This is a genomic window from Campylobacter sp. CS_NA3 (assembly GCF_027797495.1).
In the GTDB taxonomy this organism is placed as follows: domain Bacteria; phylum Campylobacterota; class Campylobacteria; order Campylobacterales; family Campylobacteraceae; genus Campylobacter_B.
Window position 1 is genome coordinate 458,826 of the sequence record NZ_CP115609.1, and the last position, 26,354, is coordinate 485,179.

Genomic DNA, 26,354 nt, shown 5'->3' on the forward strand with positions numbered 1-26,354 from the left:
TTGTGGATTTATAGCTTGTAAGTAAAATTTTACAAGCAAGGATTTTGCATAAAAATGCAACTTGTGATTTTATTTAAAATTTACTTAATATTTGCTTTTATTCTTTTGCATATCGGCTAAAATTCGCTGAAATTTCAAAAGCGAAGCAAGTAAAAACTCTGTTTTTTCGATACTTTTTTTGGTTTTTAGTTCAAATTCGATTAAATTTAAATTTTTAAAAATTTCAAAAAATCCGTGCGTATCAAATGCTAACGCTAATGCCGACATTTTATTTTGCAAATTTATCGGCGGAGCGTAGCCGAAAATCTTTTTAAAATCTGGTGCGCCGTAATTTTTGATATAGCTGTGAATTTTAAAAATTCGATATATATTTCTGTAAAAATTATTTATTAATTCGATTTCGTTGTAAATTCCGTTTTGAGTGAGAGCAAAGAATTTAGCTTTAAAATTATCATTGTTGCGTTTTAGCGAGAAAACTTCGTCAAAAAGCTCGTCATAGCTTACTTCGCTAAGCCCTGTTACAAGGTTTTTTACATTATCTAAATTTAATTCGACCTGCAAATTTGCAAATTTTTCAATCTCATTTGCACTTAAATTTAAATTTTCGTTATGCAAACTATAAATTTTTTCAAGCGCAGCCGTATTTGGAAAAACTCCGCACATTTGGCATTTTTGCACGAGCAAATTTATCGCTTCGTTTGTGTTATTTGGTTTAAAAAATCTCACATCGTTTGAACCAAATGCACTAGTAAAATCCTTTGCGGCAGATTTTTCTTCTTCGTTTAGTTCGTAAATTAGGCGATTTGCGCTATCTTTTTGGCACATTGAAATTAGCACTTTAAGCTCATCTTTTTTGATTTGCGAATTTGTTTTGATATAAAGCGTGTTTTCGCCGCCGAACAAAGACGGCTCGAAAAAGCTTTTTGCCACTTCAAAATCAAATTCGCTAAAATATAAACTCATAAAATTTTCGCTTTGCCAATACTCAATCAACCTTTTTGCGTAAAGCTCATTTTGGAAATCGTCCTGTCCGCGAAGCAAGATGAAATTTGGAACTTTTTTGTTAAAAATTAGTGCATCTAAATCTTTTTTATACATCGAGTTTTTTTACCACTTTCCCTAAAATCGTGCCGCTTGCAATATTTGCTTCTGTGATTTGCACTAAAACAGGCGTTAAAATCTCAGCCGTGAAGTTTAAAATATAAATTTTTGCCCCTTTAAATTTATCATCAAGCTTAGCAGTTACAGCATTTGCGTTTTCATCTATATAGCAGCGAACCACTTTGCCTAGATTTTCCGCTGCCCACCTAGCAAATTTGCGATCCATAAAATCAAACGCGACTTTGTCGGCTTCTCGCTCTAAAACATTTAAATTTTCGCAAGTTTCTTCAATATTTAAAAGCAAATAGTTGTAAAATTTGGTGTCGCCTGACATATCGGCTTTTAAAAGCCTATGTAAAATCAAATCCGAATACCGCCTAATCGGACTTGTAAAATGCGTATAATGCTCAAATCCAAGCCCATAATGCCCCAAAGGCTCTACGCCGTATTCGGCGCGTTTTTGCGCTTTGATGATGAGTTTATCGACTTGCTCTCTAACGCCCAAATCATCAGCCAAAGCTTGAATTTTGCTAACCATTTTTGCTATATCACTTTCATAAGCGACATCTATCCCAAAAAGCGCTAAATCATCAAGCAAATTTGCTATTTTTTTAAGATCTGCTGTGCCGTGATTTCTAAAAACGCCCTTGCTAATGCGTTTTGCGGCGGCTTTATTTGCTAGAAGCATACAATCTTCGATTAGCTTGTGAGATGGCGTATCGGTTTCAAACCTTGTGCTTTTTAAAAGTCCCATTTCATCGATACTCATACGCAGTTCTTGTGTGCGAAAATCAAAACCCTTTTTAAGGCGAATTTTGCGTAAATTTTGTGTTAATTTATCTAGCGGTAACAGCCACGATAAAATTTCATCTTCGCACTCTTTTTTGCCTTGCAAAATTTCATCGACTTCGTCGTAGTTAAAACGGCGCTTTGAAACGATTATGGCTTCAAAAAGCTCTTCTTTCTCGGCATCTAAATTTTCATCTAATGAAATTTTAAAAACAAATGCAAGTCGCGGTAAATTCGGCTTTAATGAGCAGATGTTTTCGCTTAAAGCGCGTGGAAGCATAGGCACACTTTTGTGTGGAAAATATATGGAAAATCCACGAATTTTTGCTTCCTTATCTATGGGCGAATACTCGCTGACATACTCGCTGACATCAGCGATTGCGACATAGACTTCGTTTTTTTCTTTGTCATAATAAACAGCATCGTCAAAGTCTTTTGCGTCGATTGGATCGATGGTAACAAATGGCAAATGGCTTAAATTTACGCGATTAGGATACATTGAAATATCAACGCTATCGCCAAAGCTTGTGGCTTGCTCCTCGCAAACATCGCTAAATTCGTCGTTTTTATTGTAAATTGCAAGTGAAATTTTCTCATCTACCCACGGATCTTCAAGGTTTCCTAAAACTTCCACGATTTCGTTTTTAAGGTTATCGATTTTTAAAAGTGTGTTTGGAAGTAGCTGTTTTAGGGACTTTTGCGTGGCTGCTAAATTTGAAGCTAGACCTGTTTTTACATTTACGCCTAGTATTTCATTTCCAAATTTTTTGGTAAAAACAACGCTTGTTAAATTCGCAGGAACAACGCACATTAGCACTTTTGCGTGAATTCTTGCTTTTTTTGTGTTTATTATTTTTGCTAGGACTATATCGCCAAAGTGTGCTGCGTTTATGTGCTTATTTTCGATAATCAAATCTTGTTTAAATTTTTCATCAAATGCCGATAAATAGCCAGTTCCGCCTTGCGAAATATCAAGTTTGCCAAATACAAAACTATCATTTAGATAAAATTTGCCTTTGTGGTTGCTAATGGCGCCGATATTTTGCAAATTTCGCATTAACTCTTTTTGTTTTGAGTTTAAATTTTTCTCATCAACGCCTAAATTTAGGGATTTTAAAAACTCTTTCATTGTGCTATCTTTTTAACTGAATTTAAAAATGCTTCTTGTTCAAAACCAAATTCAACAAGCAAATTTAGCGTATGATCTATGCTTGTTTCATCGACTCTGTGGTAGATATTTACGACCGTTTTGACGACTTTTATCATAGCGCACGGAATTTTTATATCAAAATCTGCATCATCGATTAAGCTAGAAAATCTCGCTAAATACGCCATTTCATCAAGTCCTAAATGCAAAAAAATCTTGCTTATAACGCTTTCTCTGTCGGCACTTGTGAATTCTTGCTCGACATCGGTGAAATCTTGCGGATACACGCAAGTTTTAACAAGAGATAAAAATTCATACTCTTTTTTATTTTTTTGCAAAAGCTCATCGATGAAAATTCGTCCAAATTCCATCAAAATAACAATGCTAAGTATGATTTTTGGGACATTTGGATATGATTTTATCCACTCGTGCATTATTAAATTTCGCATAAGTGAAATCTCAATAAAGTGTTCGCTTGAAATTTTGTAACTTTTTAAACCTGTCGGCAGTATTTCGCAAAAAATGCAAAATAAAAAAAATGCCTTTATTTCGTCTTTTCCATAAAATTCAAAGGCTTCGTTTAAATTTGAAAATTTTGTTTTTATAAATTTGTTGTTTGCGATTTTTAAAATTTTTTCATCGAATTTTTTATATGACAATTTTTTGCAAATTTTTTCATCACCAAATTTGTCAAAAGCTTCCAAAATTTCGACTATTTCATCATCAAATTTAGGCAAAGATTTTATTTTTTCACTTATAGTTTTATTCATTTTTTTATAAATTTCCTTGAAAAATTTTTGTATCATAGCAAATTTTGGCTTAACCTTAAAATTTTTCTTTTTTATAAAAAATGTGAGCAAAATGTTTTTTATTTACATTGATATTACTAATAAAATTTTAATAATACTTTAATAATAATTATTGCATAATACGAAGTTTTTTTTAATATTACCATAAAGGATTTTTATGAAAACAAAATTTTTGTCTTTTTTGGCTTTGAGTTGCCTTTTAGCAACAAATTCGTTCGCACATGATTTGATTATCACCAAAAGCGGTGAAAACAAATTTGAGGCAAAGTTTGGACATTTACCCGATAAATTTAACGAGTATAATCCTAAACAACTTTTAAATGCAACCGCATTTGACGAAACCGGCGAGATGATAAAAACCGGTATCAATTATAAATTTGATAATAATATCTCGCAAGAAATCGTAACCGAAAAAGCTCCCGCTGTTTTAATCGGCGTGTATAGCTCAGGTGGCACGATTTTTAGCGACGATAAAAAGCGCCACAAAAATGCCGACAAATCGGAAGTTAAAGGAACGATTTTTGCGGCTACAAAAAGCGTTTCTATAAACAAAAACTATTTTGTTTGGAGCGAGAATTTAATAAAACCTTTGGGGTTAAAATTGGAACTAGTCGCACTTGCAAATCCTTTTAAATTGAGCGTTGGAGATACTTTGCCTGTGCTTGTCTTAAAAGACGGAAAGGCTGCTAAAAATATTCGCTTTTATACCGCAAAAGACGAACCAAAAATTTTCTCAGATGAATTTGGAATAGCTCTTTTGCCTATCAAAAAAGCTGGTATTCAAAATTTTTCAGCTTACACGCAAGAACAAATTTTTGAAGAAAATGCAAATTCGCTAAATATAAATACTTCAATATCTTTTGAAATCAGATGAAAAAGCTAATTTTACTGATATTTGCTTGTAGTTTTGCCTTTTCGCACGGCATTAGTTACTCAGTAAAAGAAGATAAAGCACTTATCATAAGTGCTTTTTTTTCGCAAAATGATCCCGTAAGCTACGGCGAAGTTAAAGTATTTTACGAAAATTCCGCCATAGCTATGCAAAACGGACAAACCGATGAATTCGGTAAATTTGCATTTTTGCCGCCAAAAGCTGGAATGTATCGTATCGAAATCATCGGTGATACAGACCACGGCGAACATAAAAGCGAATTTAGCATAGAGGTAAATTCTGATTTTAGCATAAGTAAATATGATGAGCTAGCTTTTGCAAAATATCAAGGAATTTTAAGTGTGATAGGCATTATTTTTGGGCTTTTTGGCGTAATTATAATGATAAAAAATCGTAAAAAAGATTAAATTTACAAATTTTAATAAGGAAAAATATGAAAAAAATAAATTTGGCACTTAGTGCTTGTGTGGCACTTTGTGGTGTGGTTTTTGCAGATGAAAATGCAAAAGCTTACGAGTTAGAAACCATCGTGGTTAGTTCTCAAATAAGCGGTGTAAATTCGCAAATCGATAGTGATAAAATCAGCGTTAGAAACGCAGGATTGCTTAGAGATATTTTGCGAGATGTTCCGGGTGTTTATGTTGGCGGAACAAATTCGGTTCACCAAAAAATTTATATGCGAGGTACTAGCGAGAGAGGTTTAAATGTTACCATTGACGGAGCTAGACAAAGGGGCGCCGTGTTTCATCACGCAGGAGATTTGTATTTAGATCCCGACATTATAAAATCGGTTGATATTGGATTTAGTGCAAACTCAGTCGTAGGAAACTCTGGTTCATTAGCAGGAAGTGTTGCTTTTAAAACAATAGATGCAAAAGATTTATTAGGAGATGAGAGTTTTGGAGGAAAAATCAAAGGCGGATATGCAAGTAATAATAAAGAGTGGCAAGAAAGCTTAATGCTTTATGGAAAACCGCTTGAAAATGTCGATATTTTAGGCTATATAAATCATCGCGGATATAAACAAGGCAAAGACGGCTACGGCGAAAAAATCGGCGGCGATAATGCAAAAAATTTAAACTATTTGCTAAAAATGGGAATTGATGTAAATGATTATTCAAGATTAACGCTAAGTGGCGAAAAAATGAGTATTAAGGGTGATTTTAGAAGATTACCTGAGCGAACTATAAGCGGAGATTTAACGCCGACACAAGCTACAAGAGAAACTTATGCTATTATGTTTAATTCAAATCCAAACGATTTTGTAAATTTAGAAACAAATTTATATTTTACAGATCATAAATTTGAGAGTGATTTTCTCACATACGATTATCTTAGCGGAAAACCGGCAACCAAATCATACGGCGGAAAAGTTATAAATAAAACATTTTTTGGAACCACAGACGGATTGAGTCAAACATTTGTTTATGGCAGCGAATATTATATTACAAAAGGTTATAATAAATCTGATAATCCGCCTTCAAACGGAAAGGGCGAAAAGGTAAATAGTCTATCATTTTTCCTTGAAGACCAAATTCGCTACGGCGGATTTACTTTTACTCCCGGAATTCGCTATGATTATCACAAATTAAGCACACTTGATGATTCGTCTTATTCTTGGAACGCATTTAGCCCCGGCGTTAGTTTGGATTACCAATTTGAAAATGGCTTTGGTGCTTATACAAGTTGGGCAAAAACATTTAGGGGACCAGAAGTTTCCGAAGCCGAGCAGTATCAATACAATGCGGCAAGTATTATTCATAACCCAGATTTAAAACCTGAAAAAGGAGACGCTTTTGAGGGCGGAATTCGCTATTTGGCACAAATTTCAAATAACCAAAGCCTTAGTTTTGCGGCGAAATATTTTTATAACGATTATGAAAATTTGATTTTAGACTATTTTAGATATAGTAGTGGCAGCAGAGCCAAACAAAATGTAGGAAATGCCAGTGTTAAAGGTTTTGAGCTAAGTGCAAAATATAACATAGAAAATTTAAGCCTATCTGCTAGTTATTCAAGAGCTAGAACAGATTATAAGGATTCACTAGGCACAAATTTGACAAATTCAACTCTTGCTTATAGTGACAGCGGTGATAAATTTGGATTTAATGCAGAGTATTTTATAAGCGGATTAAATACCCTAATCGGCTATAACTTAATCGCATTTAATAAAATCGATACCAAAACAAGCACAGGAACGCAAATTCACAAACCGGGATATGCAGTAAATGACTTATATTTATCGTGGATACCAAGCGGTAAATTTGACGGACTTGAAGTGAATTTTGGGATTTATAATATATTTGATAAAGGCTACTGGTCTCATGCACAAAAAGCTAATACAGATAGAGCAACCGGTAAATTTATCGGTCCTATCGAATACGAACCCGGTAGAAATATAAAAGCTAGTATTAGTTATAAATTCTAACTTTTCAGATAAATTTGCAAATTTTTAAAATTTGCAAATTTATATTTTTAAATCTGATTTAAATTTTACACAATATGATTGTTATTTTCAAAAAAGGTAAATGAATATGGAATTTTTAAAATCATACACAGATTTTATAATCATCGGAATTTTAGCTTTTATGAGCTTTTTGGTTGTTTGGTTTAGCATAGAAAGGGTGCTTTTTTACGCTAAGGTTAGCCAAAAAGATTATAAAAATAAAACACTTTATGAAGAAGCTTTGACAAAAAATTTAACAACGCTTTACATAATATATTCAAATGCGCCTTATATCGGGCTTTTAGGCACGGTTTGTGGGATTATGATTACATTTTATGATATGGGTGTAAGTGGTGGAATCGATACAAAATCTATTATGATAGGGCTTTCTTTGGCTTTAAAAGCCACTGCTTTGGGGCTTGTTGTTGCAATTCCAACTCTTATTATTTACAACGCATTTTTACGCAAAGTTGATGTTTTGTTGAATAAATACGATGAGATTTAGATGATGAGACTACCTAGAAAAGATGGGCTAAATATAGTGCCTTTTATAGATATTATGCTTGTTTTACTTGCAATTGTGCTTAGTGTTTCAACTTTCATCGCACAAGGGCTTATCAAAGTCGATTTGCCAAATTCTAAAAACTCAACCCAAATGCAAGAGATGATAAAAACAACGATAAAAGTAGATAAAGATTCTCAAATTTTTATTGATGATAATTCCGTAAAAAGGGAAGAGTTAGAGATAAAATTAAAAAGTGTAGAAAAAGAAAATTTGGTTTTATTGCAGTTAGATAAAGATAGTAAATTTGATGATTTTATCTTTATCATCGATATTTTAAAAGAGATAAAACACGAAAATTTCTCGATTGTTACGAAAAAAGAGCAATGAAAAATAATATCATAGGTTTTAGCATATCATTACTGCTACATATAGCTTTATTTGTCGCTTTTTTTGCAAATTTTAAAAATAATTTTGAGACAAAACAAGAAAGCGTAAGCATAACGCTAAATAATTTTATATTAGAAGAAAACGCAGGACAAAACAGCGACGCCAATGAGATTAAAAAAGAAGAAGTCGTAGAACAAGAGATTATCCAAGAAGAAAAAGTTGAAGAAGCAAAAGAAGAAATCGTAGAAGAAAAACCACAAGAGATTGTAGAAGAAAAACCTGCTGTTGTGGTAAAAAAACCAAAAAAAACTAAAAAAATAGATAAAGTTGCTCCAAAGGTTGTAAAAAACGACGCTGTTAAAGAAAATGACGGCATTGCAGGCAAAAACGCAAGTGCAATAGGAAATAGCCAAATGGCAGTGAGCACAAATTCGCAAGATGAAAATATTTTGGCTAAAATCCGCCAAATCATCGCAAGTTATGCAAAAGAGCATTATCCTACAAATGCAAAAAAAAGAAGACAACAAGGCATAGTTAGTGTCGAATTTACTTACCATAAAAATGGAAGTGTAAGTGGATTAAAAATAGTAAAAAGTTCAAATTCATCTTACCTTGACGAAGGGGCATTAAAGGTCATAGAAAAGACAAAATCTCGATTCCCAAAACTAAGTGATAAAGAGTCTATGACTATAAAAGTTCCTATCGAATTTAAATTACATTAACATAAATTGATTTTTAAAGTTAGAAAATTCATTTTATCTAAGATTTATAAGAATTTGGCTAAAATCAGCAGAAATTTTTTCAAAAAGGACATAAAATGGCAATTACCGTTTATTATGACAAAGACTGCGATTTGAGCTTAATCAAATCAAAAAAAGTCGCTATGATCGGCTTTGGCTCACAAGGTCATGCTCACGCTGAAAATTTAAGAGATAGCGGAGTTGAAGTTATAGTAGGTCTTCGCAAAGGCGGAAGTAGCTGGAAAAAAGCCGAAGATAAAGGCTTTAAGGTTATGGAAGTAGGAGAAGCCACAAAAGCAGCAGATCTTATTATGATTTTAACTCCCGATGAGCTTCAAAGCGAAATTTTTAAAGCTGAAATCGAGCCAAATTTAAGCGAGGGCAAAGCAATCGCTTTTGGTCACGGATTTAATATTCATTTTGGTCAAATCGTGCCTCCAAAAGGCGTAGATTGCATTATGATCGCTCCAAAAGCTCCGGGTCATACAGTTAGAAATGAATTTGTAAATGGCGGTGGGATTCCTGATTTAATCGCAGTCGCACAAGATGCCACAGGCAAAGCAAAAGATTTGGCTCTTAGCTACGCTAGTGCCATAGGCGGCGGCAGAAGCGGTATTATTGAAACTACTTTCAAAGCAGAAACCGAAACTGACCTTTTTGGCGAACAAGCAGTTTTGTGTGGCGGTTTGTGCGCACTTATTAACGCTGGATTTGAAACGCTAGTTGAAGCTGGATACGAGCCTGAAATGGCGTATTTTGAGTGCCAACACGAAATGAAACTAATCGTAGATTTGATTTTCCAAGGCGGAATGGCAGATATGAGATATTCTATTTCAAATACTGCTGAATTTGGCGATTATGTAAGCGGACCACGCGTCATCAACGAACAATCAAAAGCCGAAATGAAAAAAATCTTAAAAGAAATCCAAGACGGAACTTTTGCTAAAAATTTCATTTTGGAGCGAAAAGCAGGTTATGTCAAAATGAACGCAGAACGCAATATCACAGCAAATTCACTGCTTTCAAAAACAGGCGAAAAACTTCGCGCTATGATGCCTTGGATCGCAAAAGGCAGACTTGTAAATAAAGATAAAAACTAATCTTTAATGGCTACAAAAAAGACTACAAAGGGACGCTCTAAAAAGCGTCCCGATTACGCTAAATTCGCTTTTATCGTTGTGCTTTGTTTTTTAAGCGGGGCTTTTTCGTATGGCGTTTTGGATTTGATTTTTTCAAAAAAACAGAATTTAGCCGAAGTTTCGATACCACAAGAAAAAGTGCAGAATTTGCCGAATTCACAAAATAAAAACGAAAAAACTAAACAAATTTCACAAAAACCAAAGCAAAACGATACAAAAAGCGAAGCAAATTTGACATTTTTGACTTCAAATATACCAAATTTGCAGAACAAACCTTTAAATTCAGAAAATCATGCATTAAATTTAGAGCCAAAACAAGAAGAAATTTCAAATACTACTTTGCCGATAAAACCACCATTTGACGGGAAAAAACCAAAACTTGCGATTATAATGGACGACATTAGCGAAGCAGGTCAAATCGCAAAAATCAAAAAGTTACCCGTCGCCGTTACCCCGTCGATTTTCCCGCCAAGTGCAAAAAATCCGCACACTCCAAATCTAAGCAAAGGCTTTAAGAGCTTTTCTATACATTTGCCGCTTGAAGCGTTAAATTACACTGATAATCTAAAAACTATAAAAACAAACGCGAGTTACGAAGAAATCGAACAAGCGGTTGCAAAATTAAGAGAAGATTTTCCAAATGCAAAATTTATAAATAATCACACAGGAAGCAAATTTACAGGCGATGAAAACGCCATGAATTTGCTAATTCGCGCACTTTTTAGATATGATTTTTATTTTATTGATTCTCGCACGATAGGCAAAACGGCAGTTAAAGGCGTTGTGGGACGATACCATATGCGCTATGCTTACCGCGACATTTTTTTAGATAATATCGATAGCGTAGCAGAAGTGCGAATAAAACTAAAAGAAGCCGTGCAAATCGCAAAGAAAAAAGGCTATGCCATCGCAATCGGGCACCCAAAAAATGCAACATTTGGAGCATTGGCAAATTCAGGCGATATTTTGGACGAAGTCGAAGTTGTTTATTTGGACGAAATTTACGAGTATTACAAATGATAGAAAATTTGCTAAATTTAGATGAAATAATCGAATTTAAAAAATTAAAAAATTTGCCAAAAAAACTATATTTTAAGGGCGATTTATCGCTTTTAAAAAAACGAAAAATTTCAGTTGTTGGCTCACGCAAAATGAGTTTTTATACCAAAAATTTGATTTTAAATTTAACGCGTGAGATAACAAAAACGGGTGAGTTTTGCGTGGTTAGTGGGGCAGCGCTTGGGTGTGATATAACGGCTCACACAGGAGCTTTTCCAAATACAATCGCGATTTTTGGAAACGGGCTAGATCAAATTTATCCAAAAGAAAATGAAAAAATGATAAATCAAATTTATGAAAACGCTCTTGCCATAAGCGAATACAAACCTAATCAAATGCCTACAAAATGGAGCTTTTTAGAGCGAAATCGCCTTGTGGTGGCTCTGGGCGAAGTTTTGATCGTGGCACAAGCTGACTTGCGAAGTGGTTCGCTTCAAAGTGCAAGACTGGCTAACGAGCTAGGAATTCCTGTTTTTGTCTTTCCACAAAAAATAAACGAAAGCAAAGGAACAAATCTGCTTTTATCGCAAAATAAGGCAAATTTGATTTATGATATAAATGAATTTTGTGCTAAATTTTTGGGCGAAAATGGGAAAAATTTACCAAATTTACAAAATGATGAAATTTTAAATTTTATTATGCAAAATGATGATTTTAACGCAGTTTTCGCCAAATTTGGCGATAGAGTTTATGAATACGAACTAGACGGCAAAATCGAAATTTTTGGCACGAAAGTGGTTGTAAAATGAGTGAAACGATAGTCGCTATCGATGTTGGACTTAAACGCATAGGCGTAGCAATCTCGCCTGATAGTAAAATCGCACTTCCTAGCACTCCTGTGCTTCGTAAAAATCGCAATCAGGCTGCAAGCGAAATCTCGCAAATTTTAAAAACGAAAAATGCAAAAACGCTGGTTGTGGGTATCCCAAAGGGTGGCAGTAGCGAAGAAGAGATGAGCCGAAGAATTCGCCACTTTGTTTCGCTTTTGGAATTTGAGGGCGAAATCAAATTTATCGACGAAAGCTTTTCAAGCTTCGAAGCTGACGAACTTAGAGAGTTTTCATCTCGCAAAAAAGACGGCAAACTTGATAGCCTTTCTGCGATGATAATTTTGCAAAGATATTTGGAAATTTTATAAAGCAAATTTAAAAAGCGTTATTGTTTAAATTTACAAATTTTTATGATTATTTTGTCGTCGCATTAATTTTTATGTAAAATTCTTAATCAAAATCGTTTAAATTTCCGCTTTGTTTAGCTCTTGAAATGATTTCGCAAAGTGCGTAAATATCGTCATAAAGATATGGCATTTTTAGTTTAAAAGCTTTAAAATTTATCCGTTTCATAAATTTAAAATCTGATTTGTTTCGCAAAATAAACACAAAAAATGCTTTTTTGTGTTTTTGAATATTATTTAGATATTCGACATCTTTTTGATTTCTCAGGATTTCAGCGCTAATAAAAACAAGGTCAGGCTTGTAGATAAAATCGTCCAAATGCTTTTTGATATTCGCCCAGGTCGAATTCGGTGCAACGGCACAGCCCATTTGAGCGAACAAAAGCGTCAAATCGTCAAAAATATTTGCGTTATTTTCGCAGATTAAAATATTGTAGTCATATTTATTTTTGATAAAACCAAAGCGGTTTGATTTATAAAAAACCAAATTTGAGCTAAAATCTATTGCAATTTTATTATTATCAGCTTCAAAATGCAAAAAAGCTCCGATTTTTTCGGCACTTTCTTTTGCTTTTATTAAATTTATATCATCGAAATTTTGTTTGTTGTCTAAAAAATTTTTAATTGAAAGAATTCTGCTTTGACTTAGAAATTTATCCGAATTTACCGATATATGCAAAAGAATTTTATTTTCGCTGACACGAAGCGATGAAAAATTTATACTTATGGTTGTTTTTTGGAATTCAAAAGCAAAAAATTTGCAAATATGATTTACGGTTTGTAAGACTCCGCTAACGGAGTTATCATAAATTCTAGGCAACGATTTTGAAAAATTTACAAAAATCGTGTTATCAAATCTAGCACACTCTTCAAATAAAATTTCGCTTTGAAGCTTTAAAAGTTCAAACAAATCGATAATCCCTGCTTTTATCTCTTTTTGTTTTAGTTCTTTTTTTGGCGTGGGTGTTTGTGAAATTTGCGTGTTGTTTTCTTTTTTTGATTTAAAAAATAGCAGTGCTAAAACAGCCAAAATTATCGTTAAAATCGTTATTAAAGCAAAAATTGCATTCATATTATCAGCATTCCATCGCCATAAGAGTAAAAGCGATATTTTTGTTCTACGGCGATTTTATAAATTTCAAGCGTCCTATCAAGTCCGATAAAACTCGCAACCAGCATTATTAGCGTTGATTTTGGCAAGTGAAAATTTGTAAGTAGATAATTTTGGCGAATTGGTTTATTATTTGGGTGCAAAAATAGCGTGCAAATTCCATCTCTTTCGCCGTTTCTAGCGTAGTTTTCAACCACCCTTGTAACTGTCGTTCCTACGCCTAAAATAGGCTTTTTGCTCTCTAAAAGCCCTGCCGTTTCATTTGGAATAGAATAAATCTCGCCGTGCATTTTGTGATCATAGATGTTTTCGCACTCTACGCCTTTAAAAGTTCCTGCTCCAACATGAAGCGTAAGATAGTGAATTTTGTGCGATTTTTCTAACTCTTTTACCATTTTATCATCAAAATGCAAACTAGCAGTGGGAGCTGCAACCGCGCCTTGATATTTGGCAAAAATGCTTTGATACCAGCCTACATCTTCTCTCATATCGGCTCTTTTTATGTATGGCGGTAACGGCACATGCCCGATAGAGTTAAAAATATCAAAAATTTCATTTGTAGAGAGTTTTTTGCCGTTTTGGGTAAATTTAACCACTCTTAGCCCGTCGTCAAAAAGCTCACAAACTTCGGCTTTCAAGTCGTTTGCAAATTCTAAATTTGTTCCTTTTTTAACGCTTCCTTTGATATAAACACTAAATTTATTATCATTTAACGGCGAATTTAGTAAAAGCTCTATTTTTCCGCCACTATCTTTTTGTCCGTAAATTCGAGCTTTGACAACCTTTGTATCATTAAAAATAATATCACAAGGCGGTAAAATATCGGCCAAATTTGCAAATTTCAGGTGCGAAATTTTACCAGTATTTCGCTCATAAACTAACAATCTTGCATTTTGTTTTGGCATGATTGGCGAATTTGCGATTAGTTCGCTAGGAAGTTCATAATCATAGCTTGAAACCAAATTTAACTTATTCATCGCCTTTACTTTCTTCTTTTTCGTCGTCGTCTTTTGTGGCAGGATTTACCATTTTTGCGATATAAATCGAAAATCCGTAAAGCACGATTAACGGCACGGCTAGTAAAAACTGACTTAATATATCAGGCGGTGTCATAACGGCTGCAAATATGAAAATAACGACGATTGCGTATCTAAAAAAGCCTTTTAAGCTTGCGTCCGTGACAAGACCGATTTTAGCTAGAAAAAATGTAACAATCGGAAGCTCAAAACTTATGCCAAAGGCTACAACTAGTTTTGTAAAAAATCCGACATATTCGCCGATTTTAGGCATCGCAACAAACTGCGAACCGCCGAAATTTATCAAAAAATTATAAGCAATCGGAATTACAAAAAAGTAGCAAAACGCAGCACCTAAAAAAAACATTACACTTGCACTTAGCACAAATGGAATTACATATTTTTTTTCGTTGTCATAAAGTCCGGGTGCCACAAAAAGCCATGCCTGCCAAAAAATAATCGGCATAGAAATCAAAAGTGAAGCGAAAAATGAAACTTTCATCGCCGTAAAAAAGGCTTCGGCGACTTGTGTAAAAATGACTTCGCTTCCTTGCGGCAGAACCTTTATGAGTGGTGCAGTCATAAAATTTAAGATAATTTCCCAAAATCCAAAGCAAATCACAAAAAGCACAAGTAGGCTCAAAACACAGATAATCAGGCGTTTTCGCAGTTCAGCAAGATGGGGTTTAAGTTCTTCAAACATCTTTTTTATCTTTCAAATTTGGATTTTCTTGCTCTTGCGAGAGTGTGTCGGCTTGAATTTCGGTTTGCGAATTTTGCGTTTCATCGTCAAAATTTGCCGAATTTAGCTTATCGATTGCGCTTTGATTTTGTGAAACTTCTTTTTTTTCTTGCGAATTTTGGCTAGTTTTATCTGAATTTGCTTTTTTATCGGTTGAAGTAGCCGCATTTAGGTCATTTTGCAGATCGCTTAGACCTTTATTTAGGCTATCTTTTGCTGAATTTAGATTTTTTTTGATTTCATCGAGCTCTTCAAATGTAAGCTTTTTGCGAACGCTATTTGTTGCATTTTCGATACTGTCTCTGTATTTTTTCGCATCTTCTTTGAGTTCTGCAATTTTGACCTCTTGTTCGAAATTTGATTTTGCGTCATTGACTGCTTTTTTTATCACTTTAAAATATTTTGCTATCTCGACTAAGGCTTTTGGGAGTTTTTCAGGCCCCAACGCGATAACAGCGATAACCAAGATGAGAGTCATCTCGGGAAAACTAATGCCAAACATTAAAAATCCTAAAATAAAATTAAGGGATAATTTTAGCAAATTTAAATTTAACTTGTGATAAAAAGGGCGATTTCATCGGCAAGTAAATAGTTTTGATTGTAAAATATTTTTCCGTCAAATTTTAGTTTTTTATTTTTTGTTAGAATCCCAGCTTTTTCTAGTTCGTTTTGGTTTAAAATTTGAGAATTTATGCCGACGATTGATCTTGCTCCAAGAAATATCGCTTCATTTTTTTTATCAAATTTGCTTAAATTTTCAACTCTTTTTTTAAGTGGATTTTTGATATACTCGTTTAAATTTTGCGCTGAATAAAGCCTTTTTAAGCCGTTTGTGCCGACACTAAATGCACCAAAACCTGCGTAATCTTTTCCTTGCCAATAAGCAAGATTGTGTTTGCAAATTTTATTTTTTTTGGCGAAATTCGAGATTTCGTATTGAAAAAAGCCTAAATTTGCTAATTTTTCAAAAAGAAAATTTGCCAAACGAACGCTATCTTTTTTGAAATTTTCCTTTCCAAAAAAGGGCGTTTTTTCTTCCAACGACAAAGAATACGCGCTCACATGCGAAATTTGCAGTTTTTCTAAATTTGAGATTTCAAATTCGATATTTTTTTTATCATCAAATTTGCTGCCGTAAATCAAATCTAAATTTATATTTTTAAACCCCGCTAAATTCGCATTTTGAACTGCTTTGTGAATTTGAGCCGAGTTATGAATTCGCCCTAAAAATTTAAGTTTTTTTTCACTAAAACTTTGTGCGCCAAAACTTATGCGATTTAGCCCAAACTCACGCATTTGTTTAAGCCATTTTAAATTTGCCGAATTTGGATTTGCTTCGCTTGTGATTTCTGCAAATTTAGTGAATTTTGGTTTTAAAATTTCAAAAATTTTAGCGTAAAATTCGGCACCAACGCTACTTGGAGTTCCGCCGCCAAAAAAAAGAGTGGAAATTTTTAAATTCGGGTTATTTTGCAAAAAATTTGAAATTTCAAATTCCAAAGCGTTAAAATATTTTTGAACTAAGTCAAATTTATCGGTATATGAACCAAAGGCGCAATACGGACATTTGCTTTCGCAAAATGGAATATGAATATAAATATGCAACGCTTTTTCCTTGCTTAAAATGTGATAAATTTAGCAAAAAATTCTAAAAATTTAGATAAAAATTTGACTCATTAATGTAGCTTTTAATTGTTTTTTGGTAGTATTTGCAGAATTTATTTAAAACAAAAAGCAAGGCAATGCAAGAAGAGAAAAAATATAGACCAAATGTCGCAGCTATCGTGCTTTCGCCGTCGTATCCATTTAACTGCGAAGTCTTTATCGCTCAAAGAAGCGATATAAAAGGCGCTTGGCAGTTTCCGCAAGGCGGAATCGACAAAGGCGAAACGCCAAAAGTTGCGATTTTAAGGGAACTAAAAGAAGAAATTGGAACCGATAAAGTAGAAATCATCGCCGAATGCCCACACTGGCATAGTTACGATTTCCCGCAAGCGGTGGCTACAAAAATGAAGCCTTATGACGGACAGACGCAAAAATATTTTTTAGTGCGTCTAAAAAAGCTTGAAAATTTGGATATAAATACCAAAAAACCTGAATTTGATAGCTTTAAATTTGTTAATATCAACGAAGTTTTAAGCCATGTAAATCATTTCAAACGCCCGATTTACAGCGCTGTTATAAAATATTTTAAAGAGGAAGGATATATTTAATGCTAATCGTTCAAAAATACGGCGGAACAAGCGTAGGAACGCTTGAACGCATAGACAATGTCGCTGAACGCGTCATAAAAAGCAAAAAAGAAGGACACGATTTAGTCGTCATCGTTTCAGCTATGAGCGGTGTTACAAATAGACTTATCGAATACGCTGAGCATTTTTCTAAAAACCCTAGCACTCGTGAAATGGATTTGCTTTTAAGCTCCGGTGAGCGTGTAACAAGTGCGCTTTTGGCGATCGCTCTAACCGAAAAAGGCTATCCTGCGATTGCATTTTCAGGTCGCCAAGCAGGGCTTATAACCGATACTTTTCACACAAAAGCTAGAATAGCTTCGATTGAGCCAAAATTTATGCAAGATGCCTTAAAAGAAGGCAAAATCGTAGTTGTAGCAGGTTTTCAAGGTGTTGGTTTAGATGGAGATGTAACGACTTTGGGGCGAGGCGGAAGCGATTTAAGTGCAGTTGCCGTTGCAGGGGCGTTACAGGCTGATATTTGTGAAATTTATACAGATGTCGATGGCGTTTATACGACTGATCCACGCATTGAGCCAAAGGCGAAAAAACTAGATAAAATCAGCTATGATGAAATGCTAGAACTTGCCAGTATGGGGGCGAAAGTTTTACAAAATAGAAGCGTTGAGTTAGCCAAAAAATTAAATGTAAATTTGGTAACTAGAAGCAGTTTTAATTATAACGAAGGAACACTAATAACAGGAGAAGCAAATATGCAAGATATGGAACAAGCGTTAATCAGCGGTATAGCACTAGATAAAAATCAAGCAAGAGTAACTATTCGTGGCGTGGTTGATAAACCGGGCGTTGCGGCAAATATTTTTGGAAAACTAGCCGATGAAAATATAAATGTTGATATGATTATTCAAAACAACTCAAAAGAAGACGGCACTACAAGTATCGGTTTTACCGTTCCACAAAATGAAGCCGAAAAAGCAAAAAATGTAGTTTCATCTTTGGCAAAATCAGTCGATGTCGATAATGATGTAGTTAAAGTTAGCATCGTAGGCGTAGGTATGAAAAGCCACTCGGGAGTAGCTAGTTTAGCTTTTGCTACACTAGCAAATGAAGGAATTAATATCCAAATGATCTCAACAAGTGAGATTAAAATTTCAGTTATCGTCGAAGCAAAATACGGCGAATTAGCAGTTAGAGCATTACATAAAGCTTATAATTTGGATAAATAATGCTCGATTTATTTAAGTGGAATTTAGAGCTTATAAGAACTCAGCCTTGTATGTCGTGGCTAGAAGATAGACGCGAAGAATGGACGCCGCTTCTAGCTTCTAGGCTTAAATTTTTACTTGACGGACGGGCTTTTGTGATTATTTGCGATGACGAGACAGAGTGGTTTGGTAACTATATAGTTTCAAAAGTCAATCATACTGCAAATTCTCGTCCGCTACTTCCATTTTTTACACTAAAATCGCTTTATAAAAATTATTCAAATATATCGACTATCGAAGAGATGAAGCTAGTCGATGATATGCTAAATTTATCTTTTGCGAACGGCATTGTCTATTTTTATATCGGTAAGGGCGATTGTAGGCGTTCGCAAATCGCGAAAAACCACGAAGATAGCTATATGTGGCTAATCGATGAAAGAGCGCAAAATAGTTTTTATCTTAGCGGACAAGATGAAATGCTAGATATGAAACTTATCCAACTTTTTTGGATATTTAACAAAAGCATTGATGCGGTGCTTTTTAACGAAGTCGTGCTATAAAAATGCAACGAATTAGTCAAATTATTTTAACAAACGATTATGAAAGCTTAAAAGAAAATTTGATTAACGAATTTGGCGTAAAAAATTTGCGTTTTTTTGAAAATGATGACTTCAAAGTCGAAGATGCAAAAGCCGTCATAAACGAAGCATATATCGCAGAAAATTCGACTAAATTTATCGTCATAAAGGCTGAAAAATTCGGCGATGAAGCGCAAAATTCGCTTTTAAAAATTCTTGAAGAACCGCCACGAAATATGGTTTTTTTTATCGTCGCAAGTTCAAAAAATTTGCTTTTACCGACGATTCGTTCTCGTTTGATGAGCCAAAATTTACTAGAAAAAAAAGAGCAAACAAAAACAGGCATAAACTGGCAAAAGCTTGATTTAAAGACACTTAGCGAATTCGTCGATAGCAAAATCGCATTAGAACGCACTGGCGAATTTGATAAATTTCGCTTAAAAGAGTTGATATGCGTTATCACAAAAGAGTGTTTGGCGCAAGGCGTAAAATTTAGCGAATTTGAGCTATCTTACATAAACAAGCTTGTTGTTTTATGCGAACTAAACGCCAAATCCCACGCGGTTTTACTGCCGCTTTTACTGATGATAAGTGAGAAAAAATGAAAATTTTTAAAATTAATGCAGATACCGATTTTAACGCACTTTGCGACGATATAAAACCGCAAATCGCAGGCCGAAAAATAATGCAAAAAAAATCAAATTTGCACTTTTTTTATCTAAAAGATATAAAAGCTCCTGCTGCAAATATCTTAAAGCAAGATGCCCTTAGTGTGGGTGCTGAGCTGGTTTGCAACGATAGCGTGATTTTGGGGCAGGGCGTATCAAATGCACTTTTAATCGCAAATGATAAACAAGTGGAACTTTTAGCCAAAAAAGAGGCCTTGCAAGATTTTGAGCTAAAAAATTTGGCGAAATTTTTAAATTTAAAATTCAAAAAACCAAAAAAACCAGAACTTATGGGCGTTTTAAACATAAATGATGACAGCTTTAACGCTTCTTCGCGCATAAATTTAAATGACGGAATTTCTCGCATTGAAGCGATGATTGAAAATGGTGCCGATATTATCGATCTTGGCGGAGTTTCAAGCCGTCCGGGAAGCGAGTATTGTGGCGAAAAAGTAGAATTTGAACGCATTGAAAAGATTATTAGCGAAATTTATCGCCTAAATTTGCACGAAAAGGTTAAATTTAGCCTTGATACTTTTAGCGGATACTGTGCTGAATTTGCCCTAAATCACGGCTTTTGCATTATAAATGATATTGCCGCGAATTTAGAACTTTGCAAAATCGTGAAGCGATACGGGGCAACTTATGTTTTAATGCACATGCAAGGAAATCCAAAAACCATGCAAAATTCGCCTACTTACAGCGATTTGATTTTCCAAATCGATGAATTTTTTGCTTCAAATTTGGCTAAAATCGCCGAATTTGAGTTAGAAAATGTTGTTTTGGATGTCGGTATCGGTTTTGGTAAAACGCCAAATCAAAATTTACTTTTAATCAAACATTTAGAACACTTTTTGCACTTTGAAAAACCGCTTTTGGTCGGAGCTAGCAGGAAGAGTGTGATTAATTTTTATAGCCCAAGTAGCGTTGAAAATCGCCTTGCAGGAAGCCTTTATTTACACCTTAAAGCGTTCGAAAACGGCGCAAGTATCATCAGAACTCACGATGTAAGGGAACATAAACAGCTTTTTGCATTAAATCGCGCAATGCAAAATATTAGTGTGTGGTAAATTTAAGTTGAAATCAGCCTAGCTTTGACTTGATTATTCGAAAAACTCGCTCGAATAGGCATTTAAAGCCTTATTCTTCGCTCGTTTTTCTCTAAAACAAGCCAAATCGTCGGCATACGCAGTCCAAATTTGATATTGAATGTGCTTTTGTCATTTTGTATCCTTCTTGTCAAACAAATTTTTACATAAATTCTTGCAATGACAAATTTATTTTTGGTCGTGTTATGCCGACGATTTTTTCACAGAAACCTGCCACTTCGTGGCACCGCTTTGCTGGTTTTGTGTGGCGAACGAAAGACTAGACTAAATTCGTCTGTCCAAATTTGCCACACAAAAAAGCTAGGCTGAATTAATTTTTAAATTTAGTGACTAAAATTCTTGCAAAATTTGCGTTAGTTTTGCCTTATCTTTGTCGCTTTCGTAACCTGAAATTTTGAGATTTTTTAGCTCTTTCCCGTTTTCGAAAAACATTAAAACAGGCGGAGAAAAAACGCTAAATTCTTTTTTTATTTCGGTATTTTGTGCGTTCGGATTTGTTAAATCGACCTTGATGAGTTCAAATTTGGCTAAATTTGAAGCGATTTTTTCATCGTTAAAGTCGCTTTCAAGCTCTTTGCATGTTTTGCACCAACTAGCCCAAAAATCCACTAAAACAGGCTTTTTGGCTGAATTTATAATTTCGTTTAATTCTTTCAAATTTGATACTTTTTTAAATTTGTCGGCCGCCACAAATTCGTTAGAAAAATTTTCTTTTGCGATAGAAAAGTTTTCAAGTGGCTTAGCAAAGTCTTTTGCGCCACTTGCAAAGCCGATTAAAAGTAAGATTGAATATAACAAAACAAAAAGCGAAATACCTTTTTTAAGCAAATTTGCACTTTTATCAAAAAGTCCCAAAAATACGGCAAAAACGCACCCCAACGCCCCATAAAGCAAAAGTGCAAAATTTTCGCCAAAAGCGCGTGAGCCAAGCCAAATCGCCATAAATAAAAGTAAAAATCCAAATATTTTTGATACAAAATTCATCCACTCGCCGGGTCTTGGTAGGCTAAGCCCAAGCCCGATAGCAAGTAGCAAAACGCCGCTTCCAAGCCCAAGTGAGAAAAGCGCACTAGTGCCAAGTGCGACATTTCCGCTAGTGGCGATATAAAGCAAGGCACCTGCTAAAACTGCACTTGCGCACGGAGAGACGATAAGCACGGATAAAAATCCCATTATAAAAACATCGATAATACCGCCGTTTGTGTCTGTTTTATTTTTTAAAATTTGCGGAATTTTAATCTCAAAAAAGCCAAACATCGATAACGCTAAAATCACAAAAATCGCGCAAAACGCTAAAATAACGACCGGAATTTGCAAATAATCAGCCAAATTCGCACCAAAAAATCCCACACTAGCCCCGATTATAGCGTAAGCTAGTGCCATTGCAAAAACATAAACAAGGCTTATAAAAAAGCTTTTTTTGGTGTCGTTTTTTTGAGCTGTTTTTGCTACGATAATGCTTGAAAGTATCGGTATAAGCGGGAAAACGCAAGGCGTTAAAGAGAGTAAAACTCCATACCCAAAAAATAGCAAAATCACGCCAAAAAAGCTTTTTTGCGAAAACGAATTTGCGATTTTTTCTTCTTGCGAAAATTCGTCAAATTCGGCGTTAAAATTCGATATATTTTTTTTGATTTTTAAAATTTGATATGTTTGATTTGACTTTGTAAATTTAAACTCAAAACTTTGTGGCTCGTAGCAAAACCCGTCAAAGGTGCAGGCGTTAAATGAATTTTGTATTTCGAAATTTTCTAAATTTCCGCCGTTTCCGACAACTACGCCAAGCGGGATAAAAACGCTAAATTCGCCGTTGTAAATTTGATAATGCTTATGTGGTTTTGGGGTTGGCAGATTTAAAATCGGCGTTATATCGCTATTTCCAAATTTAAATTTAATCTCATCTGCGTATAAATAAGTGCTTTCATCAACGCTAAATTTAAACTCGATTTGCGAATTTGAGACACTTGGTGTGATTTTAACGGCTTCATCGACACTCAAAGGCTCGGCAAAAATTTGAGTTAAAAAAATAAAAAAAACGATAAAAAATCTCAAAATAAAATCCTAAATAAAAACTCGCCAAATTTTAACAACAAAAGATAAATTTTGCATAAATTTGCAAAAAAATATTTGTTTTTAAAGTAAATTAGAATAAAATAATCTTTTTATTATTTTTTCAGGAGGAAGAGATGGAAGAAAAAAAGATGAAAGCTGACGGCGAGAGCGTCGTTAAGGACGAAAAAGTAAAAGAAAAGGATAAAAAGAAAAAGGATAAAATGCCTTTAAAAGAGTATGAAGAAGAACTAGTCAAGCTCCAAATTGAACTATTAAAACTTCAAAACTATGTCAAAGAAAAAGGTTTAAAAATCCTACTTATTATGGAGGGTCGTGATGCAGCAGGTAAGGGCGGAACGATAAAACGCCTAACAGAACACCTAAATCCTCGTGGCTGTCGTGTGGTCGCGCTTGAAAAGCCGAGCAATGTCGAGCAAACTCAGTGGTATTTCCAACGCTATGTATCGCACTTGCCAAGCGGCGGCGAGATAGCGATTTTCGATAGAAGCTGGTACAATAGAGCAATGGTCGAGCCTGTAATGGGATTTTGCACACACCAACAACACAAAGATTTTTTACGCCAAGTGCCAAATTTTGAAGAAATGCTTGTAAATTCTGGCATAATTTTATTTAAATTTTATTTTTCGGTTTCAAAAGCAGAGCAAAAACGCCGTTTTGACAGCCGTAAAAACGACCCGCTAAAACAATACAAACTCTCTCCTGTCGATCAAAAATCGCAAGAGCTTTGGGAGCAATATACTTTGGCGAAATACTCAATGCTGCTAGCTTCAAATGCCGAATTTGCGCCATGGACGATACTAGTGAGCGATGATAAAAAACGAGCAAGATTAAATGCATTTAAGTGCATACTTTCACGCATTGATTATCCAAATAAAATCGACGCAAAAGAGCTTGCGGTCGATCCAAACTGGGTGCGAAGCGGTTCGGAAGAGATTATTTTGATGGAAGAAAATCTCAAAAAAGAGGGACTTCGCAAAATGGAAAAACAAAACAAAAAAGATAAGAAAAAAGAAGAAAAGAAACAAAAAGAGCCAAATAACGAAAAAAAGTAGTTCGTAAATTTTGAGCTTGAAAATTACTTGATTTTTTACAAATTTGCCTCTTTGTTGCAAATTTGCTAGATACTTCGCCGAATTTGTGAATTTTTGATTTGCAAATTCGGTTTTTTATTTCCAAATTTTTGACATTTAAATTTTTTAGATTTTAAAAACAGGTAGTATCAAGTAGTGGCGGTATCTGCAACGCAAAAGCAATGCAAATACCACAAATTCGCGATAAAAGAATTATTTATCTCTTAAATTTAATTCGCTTACAAGTTTTGTATAACTTGCATAGTTGGTATTTTTAAGATATTTCATCATTCTTTTTCTTTGACCGACTAGTTTAAGCAAACCTAATCTTGATGAAAAATCTTTCGGATTTGCTTTGATGTGATCTGTAAGATAAGAAATTCTGTTGCTTAGTAGAGCAATTTGAACTTCTGGGGAACCTGTATCTTTTTCTCCCCTAGCGAATTTCGCAACTATTTGTGCCTTTTGAGCCGAATCCAAAGCCATAATTGACCTCCTGACTGGTAAGATTAAAGTTTGCAATTATACTGAAATTTCCTTTTAAGCTACTTAAATTTAAATTTGGAAATAAAAAATTTCAAAAAGATAGCAGTTTAAGCTATTAAATAGCAAAACTTTTATACAATAAAAAGTTAAAAATTAAGATAAGGACTAAAATGCTCTTTACAAAAGCGAGTGAATATGCACTAGTTGCAATGATATGTATAGCCAAAAAATGCTGCTCTTGCGATGTCGATACTTTGGCAAATGAACTTGGAATTCCAAAAAGTTTTTTGGCAAAAATTCTACAAAATTTAGCAAAAGCAAAACTTCTAAATTCTTTTAAAGGCGCAAAAGGCGGTTTTACGCTTGTAAAAACTCCTGATAAAATCACGCTCAATGAAATCATAACGGGTGCTGAAAAACGCCAAACTGCGGTTTTTGAATGCTCTATCGAAGGCAGTATCTGCCCGAGCGGAAAAGGCGATATTTGCCAAATTCGTTGCATTTTTGAAAGCTTACAAGATAAAGTCGATAATTTTTTAGATAGTATCACGCTAGAAGATATAATGAAAAGCAAAGTCTAAAAATGGCGATTTTTCATCTTAGCCATACCGATTTGGACGGCTATGGCGCTCAATTTGTTACAAATTTTTATTTTGATAATATCAAATTTTTTAACTCAAATTACGGCAAAGAGATAAACGAAAAATTCGCCCAAATTTTAAATTTAATCGACACCGAATTTGCAAATGAAACAAATTTGATTTTAATCACAGATTTGAATTTGACCTTGTCTCAGTGCTTGGAATTCCAAAATTTAGCCAGTGAAAAAAATGCAAGAGTTTTGCTACTTGACCACCACCAAAGCGGTGAAGAGTGCGCTAAAAAGCACGGCTGGTATCTGCTTGACTCATCAAGGTGCGCGACAAAAATCACCTATGACTTTTTTAGCGACCTTTACGGCAAAAACGAAACGCTTGATAAATTCGTGCGGGTTGTAAATGCCGTTGATATTTGGCTAGATAAAGATAGCGAATTTGAGCTTGGAAAGGTCTGTTTGGGGCTTGTTTCTGGTGCAAAAGAGATAAACAAAGTTATGTTTGAAAAGGAAAGTTTTAGCTATATTCAGTTTTTAATTTCTGCTATTCCAAACTTTTTTGATATAGAAAATTCGCACATCGCCCTTGATAACGCGATCCACGGACTAAAAAAAGAATTTTTTAAAACCGAAAAAGATGATACACTAAGCAATCTTATTTCGAATTTTGTCGTTGGCAAACTAAGCGCTCAAAAAGATAAATTTATCATCAAATTTGGCGAAAAGACGGGCATTTTGACCTATAATATCGGCAACACTTCTGTCATCGGAAACGACTTTTTGGTAAAAAACCCTGATGTGGATTTTTTCATCGATGTAACTTCGAAAAAAACACTAAGTTTTCGTGCTAACGGCAACGCAAATGTCAGCGAAATGGCGAAAATTCTTGTCGGCGGTGGCGGTCATATAAACGCAAGCGGGGGTATGTTTGCAGGATTTAAAGATAGCAATTCGTATGAAAATATCAAAACGCAAATCATAAATTTGATAGATAAAAAACTAAGCGAAACTAAGGAAAATCAAAATGAAAAATAACGCAAATTTCAAAAATAACGGACACCAAAACGGAAAAAATTTTAATAAAAATTCTAATAAAAACAGCGAATTTGACTTCGAAGAAATGGCGTATGAAGTAAGCGTTTTGCTCGAAGGAATGCTCTATTTTGCGGGAGTTAAAAGAGCAAATTTAGAAAAAGCAGCTGAAATTTATATAGAAAATATCGATGAAATTTTAGAAAATTCCGACCTTGATGGCGTCGATGAGCCAATCGCCGTCGTAGAATACTTAAAGAAAAATCATAAAGAGTTGTTTGAGTAAGAT

At 34.4% G+C, this 26,354-nt stretch carries 29 protein-coding genes; 19 read left to right on the top strand and 10 right to left on the bottom strand.

Annotation, left to right across the window (positions count from 1 at the left end; genetic code table 11):
* Window positions 1-84 precede the first annotated feature (84 nt).
* From PF026_RS02380 to PF026_RS02390, 3 genes are read right to left on the bottom strand one after another with little or no spacing between them, the layout of a single operon-like run.
* Complete coding sequence (locus PF026_RS02380; RefSeq protein ID WP_270860320.1) at window positions 85-1,098, bottom strand: DNA polymerase III subunit delta; 1,014 nt, start codon at window positions 1,096-1,098, stop codon at window positions 85-87.
* Window positions 1,091-3,019 (bottom strand): RNB domain-containing ribonuclease, encoded by a 1,929-nt coding sequence (locus PF026_RS02385; protein WP_270863415.1) that lies wholly within the window; start codon window positions 3,017-3,019, stop codon window positions 1,091-1,093. The genes PF026_RS02380 and PF026_RS02385 overlap by 8 nt, the downstream gene beginning before the upstream one ends.
* Entirely contained in the window at window positions 3,016-3,807 is a 792-nt protein-coding gene (locus PF026_RS02390; protein ID WP_270863416.1) for a hypothetical protein, read from the bottom strand. Before PF026_RS02390 ends, PF026_RS02385 begins: the two co-directional genes overlap by 4 nt.
* A gap of 196 nt (window positions 3,808-4,003) precedes the next feature.
* On the opposite strand from PF026_RS02390, the gene PF026_RS02395 reads away from it, so the two are divergent.
* From PF026_RS02395 to ruvX, 10 genes are all read left to right on the top strand, one after another.
* Complete coding sequence (locus PF026_RS02395) at window positions 4,004-4,720, top strand: DUF4198 domain-containing protein (RefSeq protein WP_270863417.1); 717 nt, start codon at window positions 4,004-4,006, stop codon at window positions 4,718-4,720.
* Window positions 4,717-5,145, top strand: coding sequence for a hypothetical protein (locus PF026_RS02400; protein WP_270863418.1), 429 nt, complete (start codon window positions 4,717-4,719; stop codon window positions 5,143-5,145). Before PF026_RS02395 ends, PF026_RS02400 begins: the two co-directional genes overlap by 4 nt.
* A 26-nt stretch (window positions 5,146-5,171) precedes the next feature.
* Window positions 5,172-7,166 carry a TonB-dependent receptor domain-containing protein gene (locus PF026_RS02405; RefSeq protein WP_270863419.1) on the top strand — a complete coding sequence of 665 codons (1,995 nt, stop codon included), beginning with the start codon at window positions 5,172-5,174 and terminating at the stop codon, window positions 7,164-7,166.
* 106 nt (window positions 7,167-7,272) lie between these two features.
* Window positions 7,273-7,689, top strand: coding sequence for a TonB-system energizer ExbB (exbB, locus tag PF026_RS02410; protein ID WP_270863420.1), 417 nt, complete (start codon window positions 7,273-7,275; stop codon window positions 7,687-7,689).
* 3 nt (window positions 7,690-7,692) lie between these two features.
* Entirely contained in the window at window positions 7,693-8,076 is a 384-nt protein-coding gene (gene exbD / locus PF026_RS02415) for a TonB system transport protein ExbD (protein WP_270870381.1), read from the top strand.
* The gene (locus tag PF026_RS02420) at window positions 8,073-8,798 is read left to right on the top strand and encodes an energy transducer TonB (protein ID WP_270870353.1); all 726 of its coding nucleotides are present in this window, start codon (window positions 8,073-8,075) and stop codon (window positions 8,796-8,798) included. Before exbD ends, PF026_RS02420 begins: the two co-directional genes overlap by 4 nt.
* Before the next feature lie 95 nt (window positions 8,799-8,893).
* Window positions 8,894-9,916 carry a ketol-acid reductoisomerase gene (gene ilvC / locus PF026_RS02425; RefSeq protein WP_270863422.1) on the top strand — a complete coding sequence of 341 codons (1,023 nt, stop codon included), beginning with the start codon at window positions 8,894-8,896 and terminating at the stop codon, window positions 9,914-9,916.
* Window positions 9,917-9,922: 6 nt separating this feature from the next.
* Window positions 9,923-10,975, top strand: coding sequence for a divergent polysaccharide deacetylase family protein (locus tag PF026_RS02430; protein ID WP_270870352.1), 1,053 nt, complete (start codon window positions 9,923-9,925; stop codon window positions 10,973-10,975).
* Window positions 10,972-11,763, top strand: coding sequence for a DNA-processing protein DprA (locus PF026_RS02435; protein ID WP_270870351.1), 792 nt, complete (start codon window positions 10,972-10,974; stop codon window positions 11,761-11,763). The genes PF026_RS02430 and PF026_RS02435 overlap by 4 nt, the downstream gene beginning before the upstream one ends.
* Window positions 11,760-12,152 carry a Holliday junction resolvase RuvX gene (ruvX, locus tag PF026_RS02440; protein ID WP_270863425.1) on the top strand — a complete coding sequence of 131 codons (393 nt, stop codon included), beginning with the start codon at window positions 11,760-11,762 and terminating at the stop codon, window positions 12,150-12,152. The genes PF026_RS02435 and ruvX overlap by 4 nt, the downstream gene beginning before the upstream one ends.
* 82 nt (window positions 12,153-12,234) lie before the next feature.
* On the opposite strand, the gene PF026_RS02445 is transcribed toward ruvX, so the two are convergent.
* The 5 genes from PF026_RS02445 to hemW are packed head-to-tail and all read right to left on the bottom strand — an operon-like array spanning window position 12,235 to window position 16,662.
* A complete protein-coding gene (locus PF026_RS02445) occupies window positions 12,235-13,260 on the bottom strand; it encodes a hypothetical protein (protein ID WP_270863426.1) in 1,026 nt (341 codons plus the stop codon).
* Window positions 13,257-14,276, bottom strand: a complete 1,020-nt coding sequence (gene queA / locus PF026_RS02450; RefSeq protein WP_270863427.1) for a tRNA preQ1(34) S-adenosylmethionine ribosyltransferase-isomerase QueA — start codon at window positions 14,274-14,276, stop codon at window positions 13,257-13,259. Before queA ends, PF026_RS02445 begins: the two co-directional genes overlap by 4 nt.
* A complete protein-coding gene (gene tatC, locus PF026_RS02455) occupies window positions 14,269-15,018 on the bottom strand; it encodes a twin-arginine translocase subunit TatC (RefSeq protein WP_270863428.1) in 750 nt (249 codons plus the stop codon). The genes queA and tatC overlap by 8 nt, the downstream gene beginning before the upstream one ends.
* Entirely contained in the window at window positions 15,011-15,559 is a 549-nt protein-coding gene (gene tatB, locus PF026_RS07945) for a Sec-independent protein translocase protein TatB (RefSeq protein ID WP_270860310.1), read from the bottom strand. Before tatB ends, tatC begins: the two co-directional genes overlap by 8 nt.
* 47 nt (window positions 15,560-15,606) lie before the next feature.
* Window positions 15,607-16,662 carry a radical SAM family heme chaperone HemW gene (gene hemW / locus PF026_RS02465; protein ID WP_270863429.1) on the bottom strand — a complete coding sequence of 352 codons (1,056 nt, stop codon included), beginning with the start codon at window positions 16,660-16,662 and terminating at the stop codon, window positions 15,607-15,609.
* 137 nt (window positions 16,663-16,799) lie between these two features.
* Between hemW and PF026_RS02470 the strand changes: the two genes are divergently transcribed.
* From PF026_RS02470 to folP, 5 genes are read left to right on the top strand one after another with little or no spacing between them, the layout of a single operon-like run.
* Window positions 16,800-17,270 (top strand): RNA pyrophosphohydrolase, encoded by a 471-nt coding sequence (locus tag PF026_RS02470; RefSeq protein ID WP_270863430.1) that lies wholly within the window; start codon window positions 16,800-16,802, stop codon window positions 17,268-17,270.
* Window positions 17,270-18,475: an aspartate kinase gene (locus PF026_RS02475; protein WP_270860307.1), complete on the top strand. Its 1,206-nt coding sequence runs from the start codon at window positions 17,270-17,272 to the stop codon at window positions 18,473-18,475. The genes PF026_RS02470 and PF026_RS02475 overlap by 1 nt, the downstream gene beginning before the upstream one ends.
* Window positions 18,475-19,014: a HobA family DNA replication regulator gene (locus PF026_RS02480; RefSeq protein ID WP_270860306.1), complete on the top strand. Its 540-nt coding sequence runs from the start codon at window positions 18,475-18,477 to the stop codon at window positions 19,012-19,014. Before PF026_RS02475 ends, PF026_RS02480 begins: the two co-directional genes overlap by 1 nt.
* A gap of 2 nt (window positions 19,015-19,016) precedes the next feature.
* On the top strand, window positions 19,017-19,637 hold the full coding sequence (locus tag PF026_RS02485; RefSeq protein ID WP_270863431.1) for a DNA polymerase III subunit delta': 621 nt from the start codon (window positions 19,017-19,019) through the stop codon (window positions 19,635-19,637).
* Window positions 19,634-20,770 (top strand): dihydropteroate synthase, encoded by a 1,137-nt coding sequence (gene folP, locus PF026_RS02490; protein WP_270863432.1) that lies wholly within the window; start codon window positions 19,634-19,636, stop codon window positions 20,768-20,770. Before PF026_RS02485 ends, folP begins: the two co-directional genes overlap by 4 nt.
* Before the next feature lie 369 nt (window positions 20,771-21,139).
* On the opposite strand, the gene dsbD is transcribed toward folP, so the two are convergent.
* A complete protein-coding gene (gene dsbD / locus PF026_RS02495; protein ID WP_270870350.1) occupies window positions 21,140-22,861 on the bottom strand; it encodes a protein-disulfide reductase DsbD in 1,722 nt (573 codons plus the stop codon).
* A gap of 134 nt (window positions 22,862-22,995) precedes the next feature.
* Between dsbD and ppk2 the strand changes: the two genes are divergently transcribed.
* Window positions 22,996-23,934, top strand: a complete 939-nt coding sequence (gene ppk2, locus PF026_RS02500) for a polyphosphate kinase 2 (RefSeq protein ID WP_373566979.1) — start codon at window positions 22,996-22,998, stop codon at window positions 23,932-23,934.
* 231 nt (window positions 23,935-24,165) lie between these two features.
* Here the strand turns inward: ppk2 and rpsO are convergent, their stop codons facing one another.
* The gene (gene rpsO / locus PF026_RS02505; protein ID WP_270863435.1) at window positions 24,166-24,438 is read right to left on the bottom strand and encodes a 30S ribosomal protein S15; all 273 of its coding nucleotides are present in this window, start codon (window positions 24,436-24,438) and stop codon (window positions 24,166-24,168) included.
* Window positions 24,439-24,608: 170 nt separating this feature from the next.
* Here rpsO and PF026_RS02510 point away from each other — a divergent pair, with 170 nt between their 5' ends.
* The 3 genes from PF026_RS02510 to PF026_RS02520 all read left to right on the top strand — a co-directional run bounded on the left by PF026_RS02510 (window position 24,609) and on the right by PF026_RS02520 (window position 26,351).
* On the top strand, window positions 24,609-25,019 hold the full coding sequence (locus PF026_RS02510; RefSeq protein WP_270863436.1) for an RrF2 family transcriptional regulator: 411 nt from the start codon (window positions 24,609-24,611) through the stop codon (window positions 25,017-25,019).
* Between the two features lie 2 nt (window positions 25,020-25,021).
* Window positions 25,022-26,068 (top strand): DHH family phosphoesterase, encoded by a 1,047-nt coding sequence (locus PF026_RS02515; protein WP_270863437.1) that lies wholly within the window; start codon window positions 25,022-25,024, stop codon window positions 26,066-26,068.
* Window positions 26,069-26,153: 85 nt separating this feature from the next.
* Entirely contained in the window at window positions 26,154-26,351 is a 198-nt protein-coding gene (locus PF026_RS02520; RefSeq protein WP_270863458.1) for a hypothetical protein, read from the top strand.
* Window positions 26,352-26,354 lie beyond the last annotated feature (3 nt).

Excerpts from the sequence above, each read along its gene's own strand:
- PF026_RS02435 (WP_270870351.1), top strand. The coding sequence starts at position 10,972 with ATGATAGAAAATTTGCTAAATTTAGATGAAATAATCGAATTTAAAAAA.
- PF026_RS02445 (WP_270863426.1), bottom strand. The coding sequence starts at position 13,260 with ATGAATGCAATTTTTGCTTTAATAACGATTTTAACGATAATTTTGGCT.
- PF026_RS02405 (WP_270863419.1), top strand. The coding sequence starts at position 5,172 with ATGAAAAAAATAAATTTGGCACTTAGTGCTTGTGTGGCACTTTGTGGT.
- exbD (WP_270870381.1), top strand. The coding sequence starts at position 7,693 with ATGAGACTACCTAGAAAAGATGGGCTAAATATAGTGCCTTTTATAGAT.
- rpsO (WP_270863435.1), bottom strand. The coding sequence starts at position 24,438 with ATGGCTTTGGATTCGGCTCAAAAGGCACAAATAGTTGCGAAATTCGCT.
- PF026_RS02470 (WP_270863430.1), top strand. The coding sequence starts at position 16,800 with ATGCAAGAAGAGAAAAAATATAGACCAAATGTCGCAGCTATCGTGCTT.
- tatB (WP_270860310.1), bottom strand. The coding sequence starts at position 15,559 with ATGTTTGGCATTAGTTTTCCCGAGATGACTCTCATCTTGGTTATCGCT.
- PF026_RS02385 (WP_270863415.1), bottom strand. The coding sequence starts at position 3,019 with ATGAAAGAGTTTTTAAAATCCCTAAATTTAGGCGTTGATGAGAAAAAT.
- PF026_RS02485 (WP_270863431.1), top strand. The coding sequence starts at position 19,017 with ATGCAACGAATTAGTCAAATTATTTTAACAAACGATTATGAAAGCTTA.
- PF026_RS02430 (WP_270870352.1), top strand. The coding sequence starts at position 9,923 with ATGGCTACAAAAAAGACTACAAAGGGACGCTCTAAAAAGCGTCCCGAT.
- PF026_RS02475 (WP_270860307.1), top strand. The coding sequence starts at position 17,270 with ATGCTAATCGTTCAAAAATACGGCGGAACAAGCGTAGGAACGCTTGAA.
- exbB (WP_270863420.1), top strand. The coding sequence starts at position 7,273 with ATGGAATTTTTAAAATCATACACAGATTTTATAATCATCGGAATTTTA.
- PF026_RS02395 (WP_270863417.1), top strand. The coding sequence starts at position 4,004 with ATGAAAACAAAATTTTTGTCTTTTTTGGCTTTGAGTTGCCTTTTAGCA.
- PF026_RS02515 (WP_270863437.1), top strand. The coding sequence starts at position 25,022 with ATGGCGATTTTTCATCTTAGCCATACCGATTTGGACGGCTATGGCGCT.
- PF026_RS02380 (WP_270860320.1), bottom strand. The coding sequence starts at position 1,098 with ATGTATAAAAAAGATTTAGATGCACTAATTTTTAACAAAAAAGTTCCA.
- PF026_RS02390 (WP_270863416.1), bottom strand. The coding sequence starts at position 3,807 with ATGAATAAAACTATAAGTGAAAAAATAAAATCTTTGCCTAAATTTGAT.
- tatC (WP_270863428.1), bottom strand. The coding sequence starts at position 15,018 with ATGTTTGAAGAACTTAAACCCCATCTTGCTGAACTGCGAAAACGCCTG.
- queA (WP_270863427.1), bottom strand. The coding sequence starts at position 14,276 with ATGAATAAGTTAAATTTGGTTTCAAGCTATGATTATGAACTTCCTAGC.
- PF026_RS02480 (WP_270860306.1), top strand. The coding sequence starts at position 18,475 with ATGCTCGATTTATTTAAGTGGAATTTAGAGCTTATAAGAACTCAGCCT.
- PF026_RS02420 (WP_270870353.1), top strand. The coding sequence starts at position 8,073 with ATGAAAAATAATATCATAGGTTTTAGCATATCATTACTGCTACATATA.
- folP (WP_270863432.1), top strand. The coding sequence starts at position 19,634 with ATGAAAATTTTTAAAATTAATGCAGATACCGATTTTAACGCACTTTGC.
- PF026_RS02400 (WP_270863418.1), top strand. The coding sequence starts at position 4,717 with ATGAAAAAGCTAATTTTACTGATATTTGCTTGTAGTTTTGCCTTTTCG.
- ruvX (WP_270863425.1), top strand. The coding sequence starts at position 11,760 with ATGAGTGAAACGATAGTCGCTATCGATGTTGGACTTAAACGCATAGGC.
- ilvC (WP_270863422.1), top strand. The coding sequence starts at position 8,894 with ATGGCAATTACCGTTTATTATGACAAAGACTGCGATTTGAGCTTAATC.
- ppk2 (WP_373566979.1), top strand. The coding sequence starts at position 22,996 with ATGGAAGAAAAAAAGATGAAAGCTGACGGCGAGAGCGTCGTTAAGGAC.
- PF026_RS02510 (WP_270863436.1), top strand. The coding sequence starts at position 24,609 with ATGCTCTTTACAAAAGCGAGTGAATATGCACTAGTTGCAATGATATGT.
- PF026_RS02520 (WP_270863458.1), top strand. The coding sequence starts at position 26,154 with ATGGCGTATGAAGTAAGCGTTTTGCTCGAAGGAATGCTCTATTTTGCG.